The organism is Peterkaempfera podocarpi, from assembly GCF_042466665.1.
GTDB classification, from domain to species: Bacteria; Actinomycetota; Actinomycetes; order Streptomycetales; family Streptomycetaceae; genus Peterkaempfera; species Peterkaempfera podocarpi.
In genome coordinates this window covers 4,148,888-4,168,566 of the sequence record NZ_CP162102.1, presented here as the reverse complement: position 1 = coordinate 4,168,566, position 19,679 = coordinate 4,148,888, and the positions used below count along the sequence as shown (strand labels likewise).

Genomic DNA, 19,679 nt, shown 5'->3' with positions numbered 1-19,679 from the left:
CGGCGGAGCGCCGGGGCGGCCAGAGGGTTGTGCGGAGGGCGTGCGGCTCAGTCCTCGGCGGGTGCGCTCGGCAGCTTGGCCTGGATGAGGTCCATCACCGAGGAGTCGGTGAGCGTGGTGACATCGCCCAGGGTGCGGTTCTCGGCCACATCGCGCAGCAGCCGCCGCATGATCTTGCCCGAACGGGTCTTGGGCAGCTCATTGACGATCAGGATGCGCTTGGGCTTGGCGATCGGGCCCAGCGTCCGGCCGACATGGTCGCGCAGCTCGGCCACCAGATCGGCGCTGTCGGCGGCGGTGCCGCGCAGGATGACGAAGGCGACGATGGCCTGTCCGGTGGTGGCGTCGGTGGCGCCGACCACCGCGGACTCGGCCACCTTGGGGTGGGAGACCAGCGCCGACTCCACCTCCGTGGTGGAGATGTTGTGGCCGGAGACCAGCATCACATCGTCGACCCGGCCGAGCAGCCAGATGTCGCCGTCGTCGTCCTTCTTGGCGCCGTCGCCGGCGAAGTAGCGGCCCTCGAAGCGGGACCAGTAGGTGTCGATGTACCGCTGGTCGTCGCCCCAGATGGTGCGCAGCATCGAGGGCCACGGCTCGGTCAGCACCAGATAGCCGCCGGAGCCGTCGGGCACCTCCCTGGCCTCGTCGTCCACCACCGTCGCGGAGATGCCGGGCAGTGCGCGCTGGGCCGAGCCGGGCTTGGTCTCGGTGACCCCGGGCAGCGGGCTGATCATCATGGCCCCGGTCTCGGTCTGCCACCAGGTGTCCACGATCGGGCAGTGGCCGCCGCCGATGTGCTCCCGGTACCAGATCCAGGCCTCCGGGTTGATCGGCTCCCCGACGCTGCCCAGCACACGGAGGCTGGAGAGGTCGAACTTGGCCGGGATGTCGTCGCCCCACTTCATGAAGGTGCGGATCGCGGTGGGGGCGGTGTAGAGGATGGTGACGCCGTACTTCTGCACGATCTCCCAGAAGCGGCCCTGGTGCGGGTGGTCGGGGGTGCCCTCGTAGATCACCTGGGTGGCGCCGTTGGCCAGCGGCCCGTAGACGATGTACGAGTGCCCGGTGACCCAGCCGATGTCGGCGGTGCACCAGTAGACGTCGCTCTCCGGCTTGAGGTCGAAGACGGCGTGGTGGGTGTAGGCGGCCTGGGTGAGGTAACCGCCGGAGGTGTGCAGGATGCCCTTGGGCTTACCGGTGGTACCCGAGGTGTACAGGATGAAGAGCGGCTGCTCCGCGTCGTGCGCCTCGGGGGCGTGCTCGGTGGACTGGCGGCCGACCGACTCGTGCCACCACACGTCCCGGCCCTCGGTCCAGGCGGTCTCCTGGCCGGTGCGCCGGACCACCAGGACATTGCGCACCTCGGGGCACTTGGCCAGTGCCTCGTCGATGGCGGGCTTGAGGGCGGTCGGCTTGCCGCGCCGGTAGCCGCCGTCCGCGGTGATCACCAACTTGGCGTCGGCGTCCTGGATACGCGAGGCGACCGCGTCGGCCGAGAAGCCGCCGAAGACCACCGAGTGGGCCGCGCCGATCCGGGCGCAGGCCAGCATGGCCACCACGGCCTCGGGGATCATCGGGAGGTAGACGGCGACCCGGTCGCCCTTGGCCACACCGAGCTCCAGCAGGGCGTTGGCCGCCTGCGAGACCTCGTCCTTCAGCTGGGCGTAGGTGATGCTGCGGCCGTCGCCCGGCTCGCCCTCGAAGTGGATGGCGACCCGGTCGCCGTGGCCGGCCTCGACGTGGCGGTCCACGCAGTTGTACGCGACGTTGAGCTTCCCGTCGGCGAACCACTTGGCGAACGGGGGGTTGGACCAGTCCAGGGTCTCGGTCGGCTCCACCGCCCAATTGAGGCGGCGTGCCTGCTCCGCCCAGAAACCGAGCCGGTCGGCCGCGGCCTGCTCGTAGGCGGCAGCGGTGACGTTGGCGGCAGCGGCCAGCTCCGCGGGCGGTGCGAAGCGGCGCTCCTCCTTGAGCAGATTGGCCAGGCTCTCGTTGCTCAACGCGCACTCCTCATCGAGATGATCGCGGGATGGTCCCATCGTCCCGCGACCTACCTCACCAGGCGAGGAGGCATGATGACAAGAGGTGCCCGCCAAATTGGTTTAGACCTCTTTGGGTTCAGGCCGCGCTGTCCGCCGCCTCCGTGCCGACCGGCGCGAAGGCGCCCGTCGCCGGATCCAGCAGATAGGCCTGCGCAGCGGCGATGTCGAAGTACATCCCGACCAGGTGAACGGCCTCGTCGGGGCCCTCGGCGGCCCGTGCCCGGAGCGCCGGGTGGGCGGCGAGATTCTCCAACTGCTGCACCACATTGGTCAGGCAGAGCCGCTCCAGTTCGTCCCCCTCGCGGTCCGCGAAGCGGGCCGGGGACCGGTGCAGCCGGGCCAGTGACTCCTGCCCGTTCCGCAGCCAGCGGCCCAGCGGTGTCGGCTCCCCGGGCGGGCGGTGGGCGCCCTGCAGCAGACCCTGCATACCGCCGCAGCCGGAGTGGCCGCACACCGTGACGGTGCGCACCCGCAGCACCTCCACCGCGTACTCCACGGCTGCGCCGACGGAGTCGTCGGACGGGTCGGGCGATCCCGGGGTGCCGGGGTGCCGGGGAGCGGGGACCAGATTGCCGACATTGCGGACGGTGAACAGATCTCCGGGGCCGGTGCCGGTGATCATGCTGGTCACCATCCGGGAGTCGGCGCAGGCCACGAAGAGCTGGGACGGTGTCTGCCCCTCCCTGGCCAGGGCGGCCAGTCGGTCGCGGACCAGGGGGGCGGTGTGGCGCTGGAAGCCCCGGACACCGCTGAGAAGGCGGTCCAGGGGAGCCGGCGCCGATGCGCCGGGGGGCGGGGTGGGGGGTGTGTTCGCGGACGGCGGCGCGTGGGCCTCGTTGTTCACGGCGGTGGGTCCTCTCGGTTCTGGAATCTCAAGAAACGACAAGATTCGGTAAACGGAGAGTAATGAGATGGATGCGGTGCGGCATCCCCCGGCGGTATGGGGCGGGGGAAGTCCGCCCGTCCGGGTGAGCCGGGGCATCGCGCGGTGCCCCTTCCGGCCGGCCGGCGGAAGGGGCACCGGGCCGCAGGGGACAGCGGCTGGTGGAGCGGGACGGGGCAGGCGGGGCCGGGCGGGGTGCCAGTAGCCCGGGGTGCCAGTGGCCCGGGGTGGCCGACGGTGGGGGCGGGCCGGTCAGGCCGGGGTGGGCAGCAGCTCTTCGCCGAGGACGAAGTCGGGGTCGACCTGGGTGGCGAGATCGGCGCCAGCCCTGGCGTTGCCCCAGCTCTCGGCGTTGCGCAGATGGAAGTGGACCATCTGCCGGGTGTACCGGCCCCAGTCGCGGCGGCCGTGGGCCTCGTCGACCTCCTGGTGCAGCGCCCGCAGCACCTGGCGGTTGCCCGCCTCCAGGTCGGCGAAGCGGGGCTCGGCGCCCTGTTCCAGCCGGCGGACCCAGTCGGAGTGGCCGAATGCCGCGAGCAGGTCGTCGCCGGCCTCCCGGCGCAGGAAGGCCAGGTCGTCCGGGCCTTGCACCTTGTTGCCCACCACGCGCAGGGTGACGCCGAAGTCGCGGGCGTACTCCTTGTACTGGCGGTAGACGGAGACGCCCTTGCGGGTCGGCTCGGCCACCAGGAAGGTGACGTCGAAACGGGTGAAGAGGCCGGAGGCGAAGGAGTCCGAGCCGGCGGTCATGTCCACCACGACGTACTCGCCGGATCCGTCCACCAGGTGGTTGAGATAGAGCTCCACGGCACCGACCTTGGAGTGGTAGCAGGCCACCCCGAGATCGTCCTCGGTGAAGGCGCCGGTGGCCATCAGGCGCACCTGGCCGCCGTCGAGCGGCACCGGGCGGGCGCAGCGCGTGTACACCGGGTTCTCCTCGGCGATCCGCAGCAGCCGGGAGCCGCTGCCCGGCGGGGTGGTTTTGATCATCTGCTCTGCGGAGGCGATCCGCGGATTGCCGCCGCGCAGGTACTCCTTGATGTGGGGCAGCTCGGCGCCCAGCGCCGGCAGGGCGGCGGCCTGGTGATCGGAGAGGCCCAGGGCCTGGCCGAGGTGCTGGTTGATGTCGGCGTCCACGGCGACGACCGGGCGGCCGGTGGCGGCGAGATGCCGGATGAAGAGCGAGGACAGCGTGGTCTTGCCGCTGCCGCCCTTGCCGACGAAGGCGATCTTCATGGTGCGGACTTCCGTGGAGGGATGGAGTGAAGTCAGATGACAATCGTTATCGTAACCGTTAGGACTCATCGTAGCGTTTGCGAAGCTCTCGGTGATCGACGCGCCCGAACGATTGGCCCTAACGGGTGACATTCCGGCTCAGGTCCTGGCATCGCGGCCCAAGCCGTGCGCACGGGGCGGTGGAGGCCCGCGCCGGGCGCACAGGGACGCCGGTGCGGGTACGGCAGGACGCCGTGCCGGTGTACGGCGGGACCCGGCGGTGCCGGTCCGGCGACCGGTCCGTACGCTCGACCGCGTGAGCACTGCAGCCGATCCCCTCGCCCCGCTCGCCGAGCTGCCCGGAGTCCCGGAGGCCGTCGCCGAGGTCCGCCGCGCCGTCGACCGGCTCTACGGGCACCGGGTGATGCGCCGCCGGGCCGCCGAGGTCACCGGGGAGGCGGCCCTGCGTGGAGCCCGCGCCTCCGCGGCTCTGGAGGGCGCCGACTGGCCGCTGGAGGAGGTCCGCAGGCGCACCGACTTCGGCGCCGACGACGAGGCCCGTACGGTCGGCGGCGCATTGCGCGTCTCCGCCGAGGCCGGGCAACTGCTGAGCGTCTGGCGCACCTCACCCCTCCAGGTGCTGGCCCGGCTGCATCTGCTGGCCGCCGGCGACGGTGCGGAGGGCGTCGGGCGGCCCAGGCGCGCAGGGGAGCCGGCCGCGGAGCTCTTCCCCAAGGCGCTGGCAGCGACCGAGACCCCTTCGGGGAGCGCCGCGCTGCCTCCCGGGTCGATGGCGGAGCTGCCCTCGGTGCCGTCCTCGGACGAGGCTGCGGCTCGGCTCGACCAACTGGCCGGACTGCTGGCGACCCGTGCCGACCGCGGTGCCGGCGGGCCGAACGCCAAGGCCGCACCCGCCCTCGTGGTCGCCGCCGTGGTGCACGGCGAACTGCTGCTGCTTCGGCCGTTCCGCTCGGCCAACGGACTGGTGGCGAGAGCTGCGCAGCGGATCACCCTGATCGCCGAGGGCCTGGACCCCAAGTCCATCTGCCCGGCGGAGGTGGGGTTCGCGGAGCTCGGTACCGACGCCTACCGGGCGGCTCTCGCCGGGTACGCCTCGGGGACGCGGGAGGGGATGGCGGCCTGGATCGTGCACTGCGCCGAGGCGCTGCGGCTGGGCGTACGGGAGAGCACCGCCGTCTGTGAGGCGATGCAGCGGGGCATGGCCTGAGCCTGCCCGGGCCGGCCGGCTGAGCCCGGCGGAGTCCGTGCTGCGGGGGAGGCGGGAGAGATCCGGGGAGCGCTCGCCGTGTGCTGCGGCGTGCCGCACCGTGCCGGCTGATGGGCGGCCTCCGCTGACGTGCCGTGCTCAGCAGGCTGCGCCCGTTACCGGTCCTCCCACAATAATGCGGCGACACCCTGTGGAGGGGTGTCGCCGCTGGCACAGCCTCCAAGTGACCATGCGTGCACCTTTTCCATGCCCATCAGGCGGGGATCTCTGCCCTTCGCCTGGTGCGGCGGCCCGGTTAGCGGGTCGGCTGCACGTGGGTGCCCGGCTGCTGTGCGCGGTCCGTGGGGCCTGAACTGCGTAGTCAACGGTTCCTTAGCGGTTCCGTCGGGTCTCGCGGGCCGTTGATTCCTTTGTAGCGCGGTTTGGGTACAAGCGGAACCCCAGGCTGTATTTCTTTACCTTCGCCCGACTTGGGCGATATGTCGGGATCTTCCTGACGGGCTGCCGATGCGCTGCCGCGCGGACGGTGGCGGGCGCCTCGGGCGCCTTGCCGGGCGCGCGGCAGCGCCGTTCGTCAGGCGGTCTGGACGCGGCGCCGGGAGCTGTACCAGACCAGTCCCGCCGCCGTCGCCGCTCCGACCGCCGCCGCAGCGAGCACCGGACCACTGGGCAGCCGCAGGGACGGGATCCGCCCCCAGGCCGCCGTGCCCCGGCGCGCTCCCAGTCGCAGCCGCACCGGGCGGCTGAACGCCAGCACCGGCCAGTCCCGGCTCAGGGCCTCCCGGCGCAGCCCCCGGTCGGGATTGACCGCGAAGGGGTTGCCCACCGTCTCCAGCAGTGGCAGATCGGTCACCGAGTCGCTGTAGGCGTAGCAGCGCTCCAGGTCGTAGTCCTCGGTCTTGGCCAGCTCCCTGATGGCGGCCGCCTTGTTGGCGCCGTAGGCGTAGTACTCGATCTCACCCGTGTAGCAGCCGTCGCGGGCCTCCAGCCGGGTGGCGATCACATGGTCGGCCCCCAGCATCACGCCGATCGGCTCGACGAGTTCCGCCCCGGAGCTGCTGACGATCACCACGTCGCGGCCCGCCGCCTGGTGCTCCTCGATGAGCGAGGCGGCCTCGACGTAGATCAGCGGGTCGATCAGCCCGTGCAGGGTCTCGGCGACGATCTCCTGCACCTGTTGGACGTTCCATCCACGGCTGAGCGCGGAGAGGTACTCGCGCATCCGCTCCATCTGGTCGTGGTCGGCACCTCCCACCAGAAAGACGAACTGAGCGTAAGCGCTCTTCAGTACGGCCCGACGGTTGATCAGCCCGCCGCGGTAGAGCGGCTTACTGAAAGCAAGCGCACTCGACTTGGCGATGATGGTCTTGTCGAGGTCGAAGAAGGCTGCGGTACGGGCCGGACGGGGCGCCTGGAGGGGCTGCCCGGCTGGGCGTCCTGAGGGTTCGGCCTGGTTCTCCACGACGACGAGGATAGGCGCCCGCCATTCGGCGTACTCCCTGGCGCGCGGGTTTGTGTTTCAGGGCCCTCGGGTACACCATGGAAGTCACGGATCGTTCGCGACCGTGCTAACCCGGTCCGGCTCCTCCCCCCCGAGCCGGCCGTGGATGACGACCCCCGCTCTCCCCCCCGGCGGGGGTCGTCGCATGTCCGGAGCCGTCCGGCTGCGGCCCGCCATCGCCGGCCGCAGCCGGACGGGCCGGGCGACGGCCGGGCGTCCGTCGAGGCGCCCCGCATCGCCGTATCGTCACTCTGGGTTGTTCATTACGCAGAGTGACAGTCTTGGGTCCGGTGGCCCGTCCTGTTCCTCTCCTGACTGCCGTACGGCGCGCGTTCGGCGTCCGCCCGGGGGTCGGGTGCGCGGTGTCGGCACCGCCCTCGAAGACGGCCGGGGCGGCCCGCCGGGCCGGGACCCCCGGAAGAGCGCAGGGGCTCCGGCTCGTGGGCTCCGGAGACGACGTGCGGGGGTGCTCCAGGAGTTCCCGGCGTCAGCGCGACGGTCAAGGGCCTCGCTCGTGCGAGTGAACCGGGTTGTCCACACCCGGAGGTTGTCCACAGGCTGTGGACCGCTGCTGGCCGCTGCCGGCTCCGGGGCCCACCGTGGAGCCCACGCGGTCCCGACCGGTCCGCGTGGAGCCACCACACGGGGAGACGACCATGGCCGAGCCGTCGACGGAACACGGACCTGCAGAGGTCCCGCCGCTCAGCGGACCGCTGATCATCAGCGAGGACGCGGAACTCATCGAGCGGCTGATCAGACTCTGCGCAGCCGCCGGGGCCGACCCGTGCCTGGCGCGCACCGCACCCCCCGACCGCGCCCAGTGGGAGAGCGCCCCGCTGGTGCTGGTGGGCGACGACCTCGCCGAGCAGTGCACCGAGCTTCCGCGGCGCGGCGGAGTCCTCCTCATCGGCCGGGACCTGGACGACAGCGCGGTGTGGATGCGAGCGGTCCGCATCGGGGCCGACCATGTGCTCTTTCTGCCCGACGCCGACCCCTGGCTGCTCGACCGCATCGCCGACGCGGTCGAGGGCGTGGGCACCCATGCGACGACCGTGGCCGTGCTGGGCGGGCGCGGCGGAGCCGGGGCGTCCACGCTGGCCTGCGCGCTCGCACTGACCGCCGCCCGGCAGGGCCACCGCACCATGCTCATCGACGGCGACCCGCTCGGCGGCGGCCTCGACGTACTGCTCGGCGCCGAACGGTCCGCTGGGCTGCGCTGGCCCGATCTGGCGGGCTCCCGGGGCCGGGTCAACGGCGCCGAGCTGGAGAGGGCCCTGCCCAGCACACACCACCTGGCCGCCCTCTCCTGGGACCGCAGCGACACCCTCACCATCCCTCCCGAAGCGATGCGCACAGTGCTCGCGGCCGCCCGCCGCCGCGGCGGACTGGTCGTCCTCGACCTTCCCCGGCACCTCGACCCCGCGGCGGCGGAGGCCCTTGAACAGACCGACACCGCGCTGCTGGTCGTCCCCTCGGAGCTGCGCGCGGTGGCGGCGGCCGGGCGGGTCGCCGCCACCGCACGGATGCGGCTGGCCGATCTGCGGACCGTCCTGCGTACATCCGGCGGTGGAGGGCTCGACGGGCAGGACGTCGCCCGCGGACTGGGGACGGCTCTGGCGGGCGAACTGCCGGACGAACCGGGGCTCACCGCGGATGTGGAGCGCGGCAACCCGCCCGGCCTGCGGGAGCATGGCCCGCTGGCCCGCTTCTGCTCCGCCTTCCTGCTGCGGGCCGTGCCGCCGCCGACCGCGGGGCGGAGCGCCGTCGTATGAGTCGTCGGACCGAGGATCGGCCCCCTCGCGGGCTGGGCCGCCGCGCGCTGGGCCCCGGATCCGTCCCCTTCCCGGCCGATGCCGTGTCCCGTACGGCAGCCGGGGCCATGTCCGGGGCGGGGACCATCGGCAGCCGGCAGCCCGCAGCGCTGGTCGACGCCGTGCGGCTGCGTCTTGCCGAGCTGGGCGCCGAGCCCACCACGGCGTCTGTCGCCGCCGCCCTGCGCGCCGAACGGCCGCCGCTTGGCGGCAGCGAGGTCCTGGAAGCCGTGCATGCCCTGCGGGCGGAGATGATCGGAGCCGGACCCCTGGATGCGCTGCTCGCGGATCACGAGGTCACCGATGTGCTGGTCAATGCGCCCGACGAGGTGTGGGTCGACCGGGGGGCGGGCTTGACCAGGGCGGTCGGTGTCCGATTCCCCGATGCAGCAGCCGTGCGCAGACTGGCCCAGCGGCTGGCCACCGCAGCGGGGCGGCGGCTGGACGACGCACGGCCATGGACCGACGCCAGGCTGCCGGACGGCACCAGACTCCATGCCGTGCTGCCGCCGATCGCCGTGGGCTGCACCCATGTCTCGCTGCGGGTGGCCCGGCCGCGCGCCTTCACCCTGGACGAGCTCACCGAAGCCGGAGCACTGCCGCAGGGCGGCGCGCGGCTGCTGGGTGCCCTGGTCCGCGCCAGGCTGTCCTTCCTGGTCAGCGGGGGGACGGGCAGCGGCAAGACCACGCTGCTCGCAGCGTTGCTGGGCCTGGTGGATCCCGGTGAGCGGATCGTCCTCGCCGAGGACTCGGCGGAGCTCCGGCCCGACCACCTGCATGTGGTCCGTCTGGAGGCCAGGCCACCCAACCAGGAGGGGCTCGGCCGTATCGACCTGCGCGAGCTGGTGCGTCAGGCGCTGCGGATGCGGCCCGATCGGCTGGTGGTCGGCGAGGTGCGAGGGCCCGAGGTGCTGGACCTGCTGACGGCCCTCAACACCGGGCATGAAGGCGGGTGCGGCACGGTCCATGCCAATACGGCGGCCGATGTGCCGGCCCGGCTGGAGGCGCTGGGCTCCATGGCCGGTCTGGACCGCGCGGCTCTGCACAGCCAGCTCTGCTCGGCCCTGGACGCGGTGGTGCACCTGGTGCGCGAACCGGGCACCGGTCGCCGCCGGGTCGCCGAGGTGCGGGTCCTGGGCAGGGACACCGCCGGTTTCGCTGTCACCGCTCCCGCCGCTGTGCTCTCCCCGGAGCGGGGCTGTGTGCCCGGGCCGGGCTGGCAGCATCTGGTGGCACGATGTGCGGCCAGGGGCGTCGAGCTCCGCGGCGACGGCGGTCCCGGATGAGCGGCCCTCATGGGCTGCTCTGGGCAGTCCTGCTGGGAGTGCTGGCGGGCGGGGCGCGTGGCGCCATGGCTTTTCGGGGCAGACGGGCCGTCGTCCGCCGGTCCCGCGGGGCCGATATGGGGTGGGGCCTTCGTCCGAAGCGGAAGGCCACCGCCCGCCGTACCCCTCGGCCGCCCCGCTGGATGGTGCCGGAGCTGGCTGTGCTCCCTGCGGGACTGCTCCTCGCATGGTGGCTGCGGTCGCCGGTGCCCGTGCCGGCCGCAGCCCTTGCCGTCCGGCCACTGCGAAGACGGCGGTTGGCCCACGCCGAGCGCCGGGCCCAGTGCCGGCGGGAGAGCGCCGTGGTGGAGCTGTGCTCTGCACTTGCCACCGAGCTGCGCACCGGAGTGCTGCCGGGCCGGGCCCTGGAGACCGCGGTGGCCTCCGGGGGAGCCGTCGCCGGGGCCCTGCAGGGTGGCGGCATCGATCCGACCGGGCTGCGGGCTGCCGCGCGCTTCGCAGGTGACGTCCCCGAGGTGCTGAGGCGCCTGGCCCGGACTCCCGGCGCGGGCGGGGCGGCTGCCGTCGCCGCGTGCTGGCAGGTGGCATCCGAGAGCGGGGCGGCCCTGGCTGCGGCACTCGACCGGGTGGCGGAGGCACTGCGTGCCGACTCCGCACTGCGTGAGGCGGTACGCGGTGAGCTGGCCGGGCCCCGGACCACTGCACTGCTGCTGGCGGTACTGCCGCTCTTCGGACTGCTGCTGGGCACCGCCCTCGGCGCCGATCCGCTGCAGATGTTGCTGCACACCCCGGCCGGACTGGGCTGCCTGGCCGCCGGGGTGGCCCTGGAAGCGGCAGGACTGGCATGGACCGCTCGGATCGTCCGAGGGGCGGAGGGGAGAGATCCATGATGACGGTCCGTCAAGTGCGGTGTGTTGAAGCGTCGATGGGGCGCCGGGAGCGACTTGCGCGCGGGGGTGCTTCCGGCCGGGGCCGGGTGCGGGTCGCGGCGCGGGTGCGGGTCGCGGCGCGGGTGCAGGAGCGGTGTTCGCGGGGTGCGGGTGCCGCGCGGCAGGGCGGATCCGGTGTCGGAGAGGCGGTAGCGGATGTGGATGCAGTCGATGGTCGCTGCCGGGGTGGCAGGGGGCTGTGCATCGCTCGGCGCGATGGTGAGCACAGCAAGGTCGCGCCGGATACTGCGGCGCCGGGCCTCGGCAGCGGGCGTGCCCTCAACGAGCAGGCCCCGGGCCCTTCTCGGCGGCCGGCGGCCGTGGTCCGGGCCGAGGCCGGGAAAGCCGGCCGGACCGGCGGCAGGCCGCCGCCGTCTGCGTCGGGTGGCGCCCTGCGCCGGGGGTGCCGGCGCCGCGCTGCTGATCGGCGGCCTGCCGGGTTCGGTGGTCGGGTTGCTGCTGGGAGTGGCGCTGCACCAGGGGATGGCCAGGATGCCCCTGGCGGAGGCCCAGCCGACCCGGGTGGACCGCCGCCTGGTGGACCAGCTGCCGCTCACCGCGGAGCTGCTGGCCGCCTGTATGGCCGCTTCGGGGCCTCCCTCCGACGCCGCCGACGCTGTGGCGCGTGCGGTCGGCTCCCCGATGCGGGAGCGGCTGGCGGGCGTGGCGGCGGAGCTGAGGATGGGCGCGGACCCGGCCGACTGCTGGGAGCGGCTGGCAGACGGCTGTCCGGCCCTGGCACCCCTGGGGAGGTGTCTCGCCAGGGCGAGCACCAGCGGTGCACCGCCCTCCGCGACCCTCGCCCGTCTGGCGGAGGAGCAGCGTGCGGCTGCCGCCCGCGCCGCCACCGCCCGGACCGGGAAGGCGGGCGTCCTGGCCACCGCTCCGCTGGGCGGCTGCTTCCTGCCGGCCTTCGTCCTCATCGGGATCGTGCCAGTGGTCACGGGGCTTGCCTCCGCCTTCCTGGGACGGCGCTGAGGCGTCCCTCCGCAGGCATCCGGTCCCCGCTCCGCCCACCAACCCCCTCCGTCGCTCATTTCCGAGCCTCACCTTCCGAGGAGATTCGCCATGGCGCTTGCTCTGACCGTCCGTCCCCTTGCGTCCCCGCTTCCGGTGGCGCGGCCCCGGATGCGCCGCTGGAGCTGCGGAACCGTACTCGTGCGCTGGACCAGGCATCTGCGTTCCTTCGCCCTGCTGCTCCGGCGGCGGCTCGCGGCCGCCGGTGCGGCCGCCGACGCCGGTATGACCACCGCCGAGTACGCGGTGGGGACGGTCGCCGCCTGCGGCTTCGCGGCCGTTCTCTACAAGGTCGTGACCAGCGAAGCGGTCTCCGGGGCAATTGCCAAAGTCGTCCAGCGGGCGCTCGATGTGGGCTTCTGAGCGCCTCCCGCGCCTCCCGTGCCGGCTGCATGGCAGCCGTGCTCGCAGCAGCGCGTCCGCCCGCCCTGGTCGCCGGAACGGCAGGCGTGGGCCGGAGGCCGGCTATGCGACGGCGGAGACCGCGGTCGCGCTCCCGGCGATCGTGCTGCTCTGCTCGATGCTCCTGTGGGGCCTGCTGGCGACGGCAGCGCAGATCCGCTGTGTCGACGCCGCCAGGATCGGCGCACGGGCCGCGGCGCGTGGTGACGGCGACGCCGCAGCGGTCGCCGCTGCCAGGGAGGCCGCCCCTGAGGGGGCGGAGATCCGACTGGAGCGCGGTGCGCGAACGGTACGGGTGGCCGTCGAGGTCCCGTTCGGCGGACCGGGACGCCTTGCAGGGCTGCTGACCGTGCGGCTCTCCGCCGCTGCGGTGGCGGAGCGGGAGGACGTCCGGGTCGAAGAGCCGACACCACCGGACGGACGGCAGGCGGCGTTGGGAGGTCAGCCGTGACCAGGGGCGAGGTGACAGGGGAGGTGCGGTCGGCGGGTGACGCGGGGTCGGCCACCGTGTGGCTGCTCACGCTCGCGATGCTGGGGTGCTGCGTCTTCGCAGCCGTGCTGGGCCTCGGGGCGGCCGTGGTGGCCCGCCACCGGGCGGAGTCCGCCGCCGATCTGGCCGCACTCGCGGCCGCCCGGCCACTGCTGCTGGACCCGGCGGAGGCATGCCGGCGCGCCGCGGTGATCGCCTCGGCGCAGCATGTCCGACTGGCAGCGTGCACTCCTGGCGACGACACCGTGGAGGTCCGGATCGAGTCGGACGTCCCCGGGCTCCCGGCGTTCTTTCCACCGGCACGGGCCCGTGCCCGAGCCGGACCGCTCTTCGCGGACGGTCCTGACCCGGCGGTGCCCGGCCCGGCGGTGCCCGCCTCCCCGGTGCCCGGACTGGCAGTGCCTGACCCGGCGGTGCCTGCCTCCCCGGTGCCCGGCCTGGCAGTGCCCGCCTCCCCGGTGCCCGGCCCCGGGCCGGGCGGCCGTCCGGGGCGGCCGTCAGACGGCCTCGGAGAGCAGGACGTCCAGCAGCCGCACCGCCGCGGCCTTGTCCAGCGGATCGTTTCCGTTGCCGCACTTGGGCGACTGGATGCACGACGGGCATCCGCGCTCGCACTCGCACGCGGCAATCGCCTCACGGGTCGCGGTCAGCCACTCCCTGGCCCGCTGGAAGCCGCGCTCGGCGAAGCCGGCGCCGCCCGAATGGCCGTCGTAGACAAAGACCGTGGGCAGACCCGTGTCGGGGTGGAGCGGCACCGACACCCCGCCGATGTCCCACCGGTCACAGGTGGCGAAGAGCGGCAGCAGCCCGATCGAGGCGTGCTCGGCGGCGTGGGCGGCACCGGGCAGCAGCTCCGGGGGGATGTCGGCGTCGATCAGCTGGTCCTCGGTCACCGACCACCACACCGCCCGGGTGCGCAGCGTACGGGGCGGCAGGTCGAGCCGGGTCTCGCCGAGCACCTCACCGGTGGCGATCTTCCGCCGCAGAAAGGAGACCACCTGGTTGACGACCTCCACCGAGCCGAAGTTCAGCAGCGCGTCCCCCCACTTCACCGTGGTGTCGGTGTCCAGGACGGTCACGGCGGTGGTGTCCCGGGCGACGGTGGTGTACGGCGGGTCCGCCTCCTCCACGAGTGCGACCGAGCTATCCAGGTCCAGCTCCCGCACCAGGTAGCTGCGGCCCTGGTGGAGGTGGACCGCACCGGTATGGACGGTGGTGTGGGCGGCGCCCGCGTCGACGGTGCCGAGCAGTCGCCCGGTGGCCGCCTCGACGATCTGCACCGGGGAGCCCCCACCGCCCCGGATGTCCACCCCGTCGGCCGCCCGTTCCCGGCGCGTCCAGTACCAGGTGCCACCGGCCCGCCGGCGCAGCAGTCCGCGCCGCTCCAGCTGGTCCAGGAGCGGCTGTGCCGACGGCCCGAACAGCTCCAGGTCCGCCGGGCCCAGCGGCAGCTCCGCCGCGGCCGCGCAGAGGTGCGGGGCCAGGACATGGGGGTTGTCCGGGTCCAGCACGGTGGACTCCACAGGCCGCCGGAAGAGCGCCTCGGGGTGGTGGACCAGATAGGTGTCCAGCGGGTCGTCGCGGGCGATCAGCACAGCCAGCGCCCCCTGCCCTGCCCGGCCGGCCCGCCCGGCCTGCTGCCACAGCGAGGCACGGGTGCCCGGGTAGCCGGCCAGCAGTACCGCGTCCAGTCCGGAGACGTCCATGCCCAGTTCCAGTGCCGAGGTCGACGCCACGCCGAGCAGTCGTCCCGAGTGCAGATCGCGCTCCAGGCTCCGCCGCTCCTCGGCCAGATAGCCGCCCCGGTAGGCAGCCACCCGGCCCGACAGGCGGCGGTCGACCTCGGACAGCCGCTCCTGGGCCTGCAGGGCCACCACCTCGGCGCCACGCCGGGAACGGACGAAGACCACCGTCCGGGTCGCGTCCACCACCAGGTCGGTCAGCAGATCGGCTGCCTCGGCGGTGGCGGTGCGGCGTACGGGTGCACCCTGCTCGCCCACCAGTTCGGTGAGAGGGGGCTCCCACAGGGCAAAGACCAGCTCACCGCGTGGCGAGGCGTCCTCCGTCACCTCGGCGACCGGCAGCCCGGTCAGCCGCGCCGCGGAGGCGCCGGGCTCCGCGGAGGTCGCCGATGCCAGCAGAAAGACCGGATCGGCGCCGTAGCGGGCGCAGATCCGCCGCAGCCGCCGCAGCACCTGGGCGACATGCGAGCCGAAGACACCGCGGTAGGTGTGGCACTCGTCCACCACCACATAGCGCAGTGCCTTGAGAAAAGTGGCCCAGCGGGTGTGGGCGGGCAGGATCGACCGGTGCAGCATGTCCGGGTTGGTGAGGACGTAGGAGGCGTACTGCCTCACCCATTCGCGCTCCTCCATGGGCGTGTCGCCGTCATAGAGCGCGGCGCGCACCCTCGGCGGGGCCAGATCGGCCGCGCGGCGGCGCTGGTCGGCGGCGAGAGCCTTGGTGGGCGCCAGGTAGAGCGCGGTGGCGCCACGCCCATTGGGAGCCTCGGTGCCGTCCAGCAGAGCGGAGAGGACGGGGGCGAGATAACCGAGGGACTTCCCGGAGGCCGTCCCCGTGGAGATCACCGTGGAGCGCCCGGCCAGGGCCAGTTCCATCGCCTGCGCCTGGTGGGTCCACGGCCGGGACATGCCGAGCCCGCCGGCGGCCTCGACAATCTCCGCGCGGATTCCGGCAGGCCACTCCGCATGGCTCCCCTGGCGGGCGGGCACATGCTCCGTATGGGTGAGCCGATCTTGCCGTCCGCGCGTGGCGGACAGCCTCTCGAGGACGGCGCCGGGCGGGCGACTGCTGGGCGGCATAAGGACCCAGTGTGTCACCGGCGTGACGGAGAATCGCCGTAAGGCGTCGTGCTGCCTGGTCGCAGGTGGTTGAATGCCATCGCGGGTGGCGACCGCCCGTCCGGGCGGTCGAGGATCGCAACGAAGCAAGGCAAGGTGCTGGAGGTTCCGTGGACCTGTCCCTGTCGACCCGTACTGTCGACGACCGCACGGTCGTCGAGGTGGGCGGCGAGATCGATGTGTACACCGCCCCGAAGCTGCGTGAGCAGCTCGTCGAGCTGGTCAACGAGGGTCACTACCACCTGATCGTCGACATGGAAGGCGTGGACTTCCTGGACTCGACCGGTCTGGGTGTCCTCGTCGGCGGCCTGAAGCGAGTGCGTGCGCACGAGGGCTCGCTCCGCCTGGTGTGCAACCAGGAGCGCATTCTGAAGATCTTCCGGATCACCGGTCTCACCAAGGTGTTCCCCATCCACAACACTGTGGACGAGGCCGTCGCGGCGACCGATTGAGCCCGGGCGCCCCGGGGTTCCCGTCCGCACCGCGGTGCGGACGGGAACCCCGGGGCGCGGCTCACGGCAGCACCGCAACGATCCGAGGGGAAGCCATGGCAACCGTCGAACTCCGATTCAGTGCGCTCCCCGAGCATGTGCGCACCGCGCGGCTGGTGGCCGCCGCGGTGGCCCGCCGCGCCGGGGTCGACGAGTCCGTGCTGGACGAGGTGAGACTCGCGGTCGGCGAGGCCTGCTCCCGAGCGGTGGGCCTGCACCGCCGCTCCGGGGTGGACGACCCGGTGCGGGTGACCCTGGTGGAGCAGGAGAAGCGCTTTCTCATCGAGGTGGGGGACGGGGTCGGACCCGAGCCGGACGCAGCCTCCAAGGCAGCGTCCGACACGGATGACACCGCCGAGGACCAGATGGGACTGGCGGTGATCAGCGGCCTCGTCGACGACCTCGACGTCGGCAGTGACTCCACCGGTGGAGTGATCCGGATGAGCTGGCCGGTGGCGGTGCACGAGGTCTCCGCCTGACCGATCGGCAGTGAGTAGTGATGAGGGGCGTCCCCGAACGGGGGCGCCCCTCATCGTGTCCCAGGGGCATCGTGTCCCAGGGGCGGCACCCCGGAGCCCAGATCCATGACCGGGGGGCCAGGGGCAGTCCCGGAGGCGCACCCGTTCCGGGATTCGGGGAGCCCCGGAGCCGGGTCCCCGGCCGAGCCCGGGCATCGCGTCGGGGAGGCGTTGGGCTGCCCGTATGAACGCTGTCCGCCCCGTTGGCCGGGTGCCACGGGCCATTGGAGAATTGCCCGCAGTGGTGGCGATACCTGCCGGTGACAGCGTTGTTGTTGCGGCTGGTCTGTTTTGATCAAGGGTTGGTCCTTACAATCCTCGACATTCGGCCGGTACCGCATGGTCCGGCCTGCTCTGTTGCAAGGCCCGCACTGCCGAGCAGTTATGTGCGCACCGCTCAGGTCGCGGCTGTTCCTGCGGTTCTGCCCCGACCTTCCGGCCCTCCCAGGCCGGCGGCGCCGACATGCCAGACGTCAAGGAGGACTGATGGCGGGGCTCATCCATACGGCAAGCACGCACGCAACGACCTGGACCCTCAACCCACCACTCGCCGACGCCCCATCGGGCGTCCGGGCGGCCCTCACCGGCGGCAATCTGACCCTTGTGGTCGTGGTCGCCGCCGTCGCCCTCGCGGCCCTGGGCGTCGCGGTGCTCCTGGCCCGCCAGGTGCTCGTCCACGACCAGGGCACCGAGTCCATGAAGCGAATAGCCGCAGCCGTCCAGGAGGGGGCCAACGCCTACCTCGCCCGGCAGCTGCGCACCCTCGGCGTCTTCGCCGTCGCGGTGTTCTTCCTGCTGATGCTGCTGCCGGCCGACACCTGGGGCCAGCGCATCGGCCGCTCGGTGTTCTTCCTGGTGGGAGCGGTGTTCTCGGCTGCCACCGGCTATCTCGGCATGTGGCTGGCGGTGCGCAGCAACGTCCGCGTCGCCGCGGCGGCCCGCGCCGCGACGCTCGCTCCGGCGATCAGTCCCACCGAGGGCGGCCCGAGCACCGCGCCCGACGTGCGGCTGGCCTCCCACCGCGCCATGCGGATCGCCTTCCGTACCGGTGGCGTGGTCGGCATGTGCACCGTGGGCCTCGGCCTGTTCGGTGCGGCCCTGGTGGTGCTGATCTACCGCGCCGACGCGCCCAAGGTGCTGGAGGGATTCGGCTTCGGCGCGGCCCTGCTGGCGATGTTCATGCGTGTCGGCGGCGGCATCTTCACCAAGGCCGCCGACGTCGGCGCGGACCTGGTGGGCAAGGTGGAGCAGGGCATCCCTGAGGACGACCCGCGCAACGCGGCCACCATCGCCGACAACGTGGGCGACAACGTCGGCGACTGCGCCGGTATGGCCGCCGACCTCTTCGAGTCCTATGCGGTGACCCTGGTCGCCGCGCTGATCCTGGGTACGGCCACCTTCGGCAACGACGGTCTGGCCTTCCCGCTGGTCGTCCCCGCGATCGGTGTGATCACGGCGGTGATCGGGATCTATGCGGTCTCGCCCCGGACCAGGGACCGCAGCGGGATGTCCGCGATCAACCGCGGCTTCTTCATCTCCGCGGCCATCTCGGTGCTGCTGGTGGTCGCGGCGGTCTACGCCTTCCTGCCGTCCAGCTTCTCCCAGCTCGACAACGTCCCGGCTGCGATCAGCAGCCACAGCGGCGACCCGCGGATCTTCTCGCTCGCCGCGGTGGTCATCGGCATTGTGCTGGCGGCGGTGATCCAGCAGCTCACCGGCTATTTCACCGAGACCACCCGGCGACCGGTACGGGACATCGGCAAGACCTCGCTCACCGGCCCGGCCACCGTGGTCCTCTCCGGGATCTCGCTCGGCCTGGAGTCGGCGGTGTACTCGGCGGTGATCATCGGTGCGGCCGTCTACGGCGCCTATCTGCTGGCCGGCGGCTCCATTGTGCTGGCCCTCTTCGCGGTGGCGCTGGCCGGTACGGGACTGCTCACCACCGTGGGCGTGATCGTCGCCATGGACACCTTCGGCCCGGTCTCCGACAACGCCCAGGGCATCGCCGAGATGTCCGGTGATGTGCACGGCGCCGGAGCCCAGGTGCTCACCGAGCTGGACGCGGTGGGCAACACCACCAAGGCGATCACCAAGGGCATCGCCATCGCCACCGCCGTGCTGGCGGCCACCGCGCTCTTCGGCTCCTTCACGGACGCCATCGGCACCGCCGTGGACGAGGTGGGTCCGGCGGCCCACGGCAACAGCCTCTCGCTGAACATCTCCCAGCCCAACAACCTGGTGGGTCTGCTGCTGGGGGCGGCGGTGGTCTTCCTCTTCTCGGGCCTGGCCATCAACGCGGTCTCCCGATCGGCCGGTTCGGTGGTCTTCGAGGTGCGCCGCCAGTTCCGCGAACACCCGGGGATCATGGACGGCACCGAGAAGCCGGAGTACGGCCGGGTGGTCGACATCTGCACCAAGGACGCGCTGCGGGAGCTGGCCACACCGGGCCTGCTGGCGGTGCTCGCGCCGATCGCGGTGGGCTTCGCGCTGGGCGTGGGCTCGCTGGGTTCCTTCCTGGCCGGTGCGATCGGCGCCGGCACCCTGATGGCGGTCTTCCTGGCCAACTCGGGCGGGGCCTGGGACAACGCCAAGAAGCTGGTCGAGGACGGCCACCACGGCGGCAAGGGGAGCGACGCCCATGCGGCGACCGTCATCGGTGACACCGTCGGCGACCCCTTCAAGGACACCGCGGGTCCGGCGATCAACCCGTTGCTCAAGGTGATGAACCTGGTGTCGCTGCTGATCGCCCCCGCGGTGGTGAAGTTCAGCTTCGGGGAGCACGCCAGTGCCGCACTGCGCATCGCCGTCGCGCTGCTGGCCCTGGCCGTGGTGGTGGGTGCTGTCTATGTGTCCAAGCGGCGCGGTATCGCGGTCGGCGACGACGACGGTGACGAGGGTTCCGTCACCCGATCAGCGGATCCGGCGGCGGTGCACTGAGCCGGCACCGCCGAGTCCGCGCCGACGGGCACATCGTGTCGGCCCACCGTGTCGGCCCACCGTGT

The 19,679-nt window shown here is 72.8% G+C and carries 14 protein-coding genes and 2 pseudogenes; 11 read left to right on the top strand and 5 right to left on the bottom strand.

The genetic code is table 11. The features are described from left to right. Positions 1–47: 47 nt before the first annotated feature. The 3 genes from acs to AB0761_RS18215 form a co-directional block, all read right to left on the bottom strand. Positions 48–2,003, bottom strand: coding sequence for an acetate--CoA ligase (acs, locus tag AB0761_RS18225; protein ID WP_377270116.1), 1,956 nt, complete (start codon positions 2,001–2,003; stop codon positions 48–50). A 118-nt stretch (positions 2,004–2,121) separates the two neighbouring features. Further along, positions 2,122–2,889 (bottom strand): carbonic anhydrase, encoded by a 768-nt coding sequence (locus AB0761_RS18220; protein ID WP_377270115.1) that lies wholly within the window; start codon positions 2,887–2,889, stop codon positions 2,122–2,124. Positions 2,890–3,180: 291 nt separating this feature from the next. Further along, positions 3,181–4,164 carry an ATP-binding protein gene (locus AB0761_RS18215; RefSeq protein ID WP_377270114.1) on the bottom strand — a complete coding sequence of 328 codons (984 nt, stop codon included), beginning with the start codon at positions 4,162–4,164 and terminating at the stop codon, positions 3,181–3,183. A gap of 295 nt (positions 4,165–4,459) precedes the next feature. Between AB0761_RS18215 and AB0761_RS18210 the strand changes: the two genes are divergently transcribed. Continuing rightward, positions 4,460–5,371, top strand: coding sequence for an oxidoreductase (locus AB0761_RS18210; RefSeq protein ID WP_377270113.1), 912 nt, complete (start codon positions 4,460–4,462; stop codon positions 5,369–5,371). A 574-nt stretch (positions 5,372–5,945) separates the two neighbouring features. Here AB0761_RS18210 and AB0761_RS18205 read toward each other — a convergent pair. Then, the gene (locus AB0761_RS18205) at positions 5,946–6,845 is read right to left on the bottom strand and encodes an HAD family hydrolase (protein ID WP_377274200.1); all 900 of its coding nucleotides are present in this window, start codon (positions 6,843–6,845) and stop codon (positions 5,946–5,948) included. Positions 6,846–7,528: 683 nt separating this feature from the next. Between AB0761_RS18205 and ssd the strand changes: the two genes are divergently transcribed. The 7 genes and pseudogenes from ssd to AB0761_RS18170 form a co-directional block, all read left to right on the top strand. Next, a complete protein-coding gene (gene ssd / locus AB0761_RS18200; RefSeq protein WP_377270112.1) occupies positions 7,529–8,644 on the top strand; it encodes a septum site-determining protein Ssd in 1,116 nt (371 codons plus the stop codon). Between the two features lie 107 nt (positions 8,645–8,751). After that, complete coding sequence (locus AB0761_RS18195) at positions 8,752–9,969, top strand: TadA family conjugal transfer-associated ATPase (protein WP_377274198.1); 1,218 nt, start codon at positions 8,752–8,754, stop codon at positions 9,967–9,969. 296 nt (positions 9,970–10,265) lie between these two features. Beyond that, the gene (locus AB0761_RS18190) at positions 10,266–10,859 is read left to right on the top strand and encodes a type II secretion system F family protein (RefSeq protein WP_377270111.1); all 594 of its coding nucleotides are present in this window, start codon (positions 10,266–10,268) and stop codon (positions 10,857–10,859) included. A 423-nt stretch (positions 10,860–11,282) separates the two neighbouring features. After that, positions 11,283–11,876: a type II secretion system F family protein gene (locus AB0761_RS18185; RefSeq protein ID WP_377270110.1), complete on the top strand. Its 594-nt coding sequence runs from the start codon at positions 11,283–11,285 to the stop codon at positions 11,874–11,876. A 198-nt stretch (positions 11,877–12,074) separates the two neighbouring features. Continuing rightward, entirely contained in the window at positions 12,075–12,278 is a 204-nt protein-coding gene (locus AB0761_RS18180; RefSeq protein ID WP_377274196.1) for a DUF4244 domain-containing protein, read from the top strand. Continuing rightward, the gene (locus AB0761_RS18175; RefSeq protein WP_377270109.1) at positions 12,265–12,768 is read left to right on the top strand and encodes a TadE family type IV pilus minor pilin; all 504 of its coding nucleotides are present in this window, start codon (positions 12,265–12,267) and stop codon (positions 12,766–12,768) included. Before AB0761_RS18180 ends, AB0761_RS18175 begins: the two co-directional genes overlap by 14 nt. Then, positions 12,765–13,121 (top strand): annotated as a pseudogene (locus tag AB0761_RS18170) (Rv3654c family TadE-like protein); the annotation flags it as partial. The gene AB0761_RS18175 and the pseudogene AB0761_RS18170, both read left to right, overlap by 4 nt. 183 nt (positions 13,122–13,304) lie before the next feature. Here AB0761_RS18170 and AB0761_RS18165 read toward each other — a convergent pair. Continuing rightward, positions 13,305–15,709 (bottom strand): annotated as a pseudogene (locus AB0761_RS18165) (DEAD/DEAH box helicase). Between the two features lie 69 nt (positions 15,710–15,778). Here AB0761_RS18165 and AB0761_RS18160 point away from each other — a divergent pair. The 3 genes from AB0761_RS18160 to AB0761_RS18150 all read left to right on the top strand — a co-directional run bounded on the left by AB0761_RS18160 (position 15,779) and on the right by AB0761_RS18150 (position 19,614). Further along, positions 15,779–16,120 (top strand): STAS domain-containing protein, encoded by a 342-nt coding sequence (locus AB0761_RS18160; protein ID WP_055586761.1) that lies wholly within the window; start codon positions 15,779–15,781, stop codon positions 16,118–16,120. A gap of 95 nt (positions 16,121–16,215) precedes the next feature. Continuing rightward, positions 16,216–16,638 carry an ATP-binding protein gene (locus tag AB0761_RS18155; RefSeq protein WP_377270108.1) on the top strand — a complete coding sequence of 141 codons (423 nt, stop codon included), beginning with the start codon at positions 16,216–16,218 and terminating at the stop codon, positions 16,636–16,638. A 525-nt stretch (positions 16,639–17,163) separates the two neighbouring features. Beyond that, positions 17,164–19,614: a sodium-translocating pyrophosphatase gene (locus AB0761_RS18150; protein WP_377270107.1), complete on the top strand. Its 2,451-nt coding sequence runs from the start codon at positions 17,164–17,166 to the stop codon at positions 19,612–19,614. The last annotated feature ends 65 nt before the right edge of the window (positions 19,615–19,679 follow it).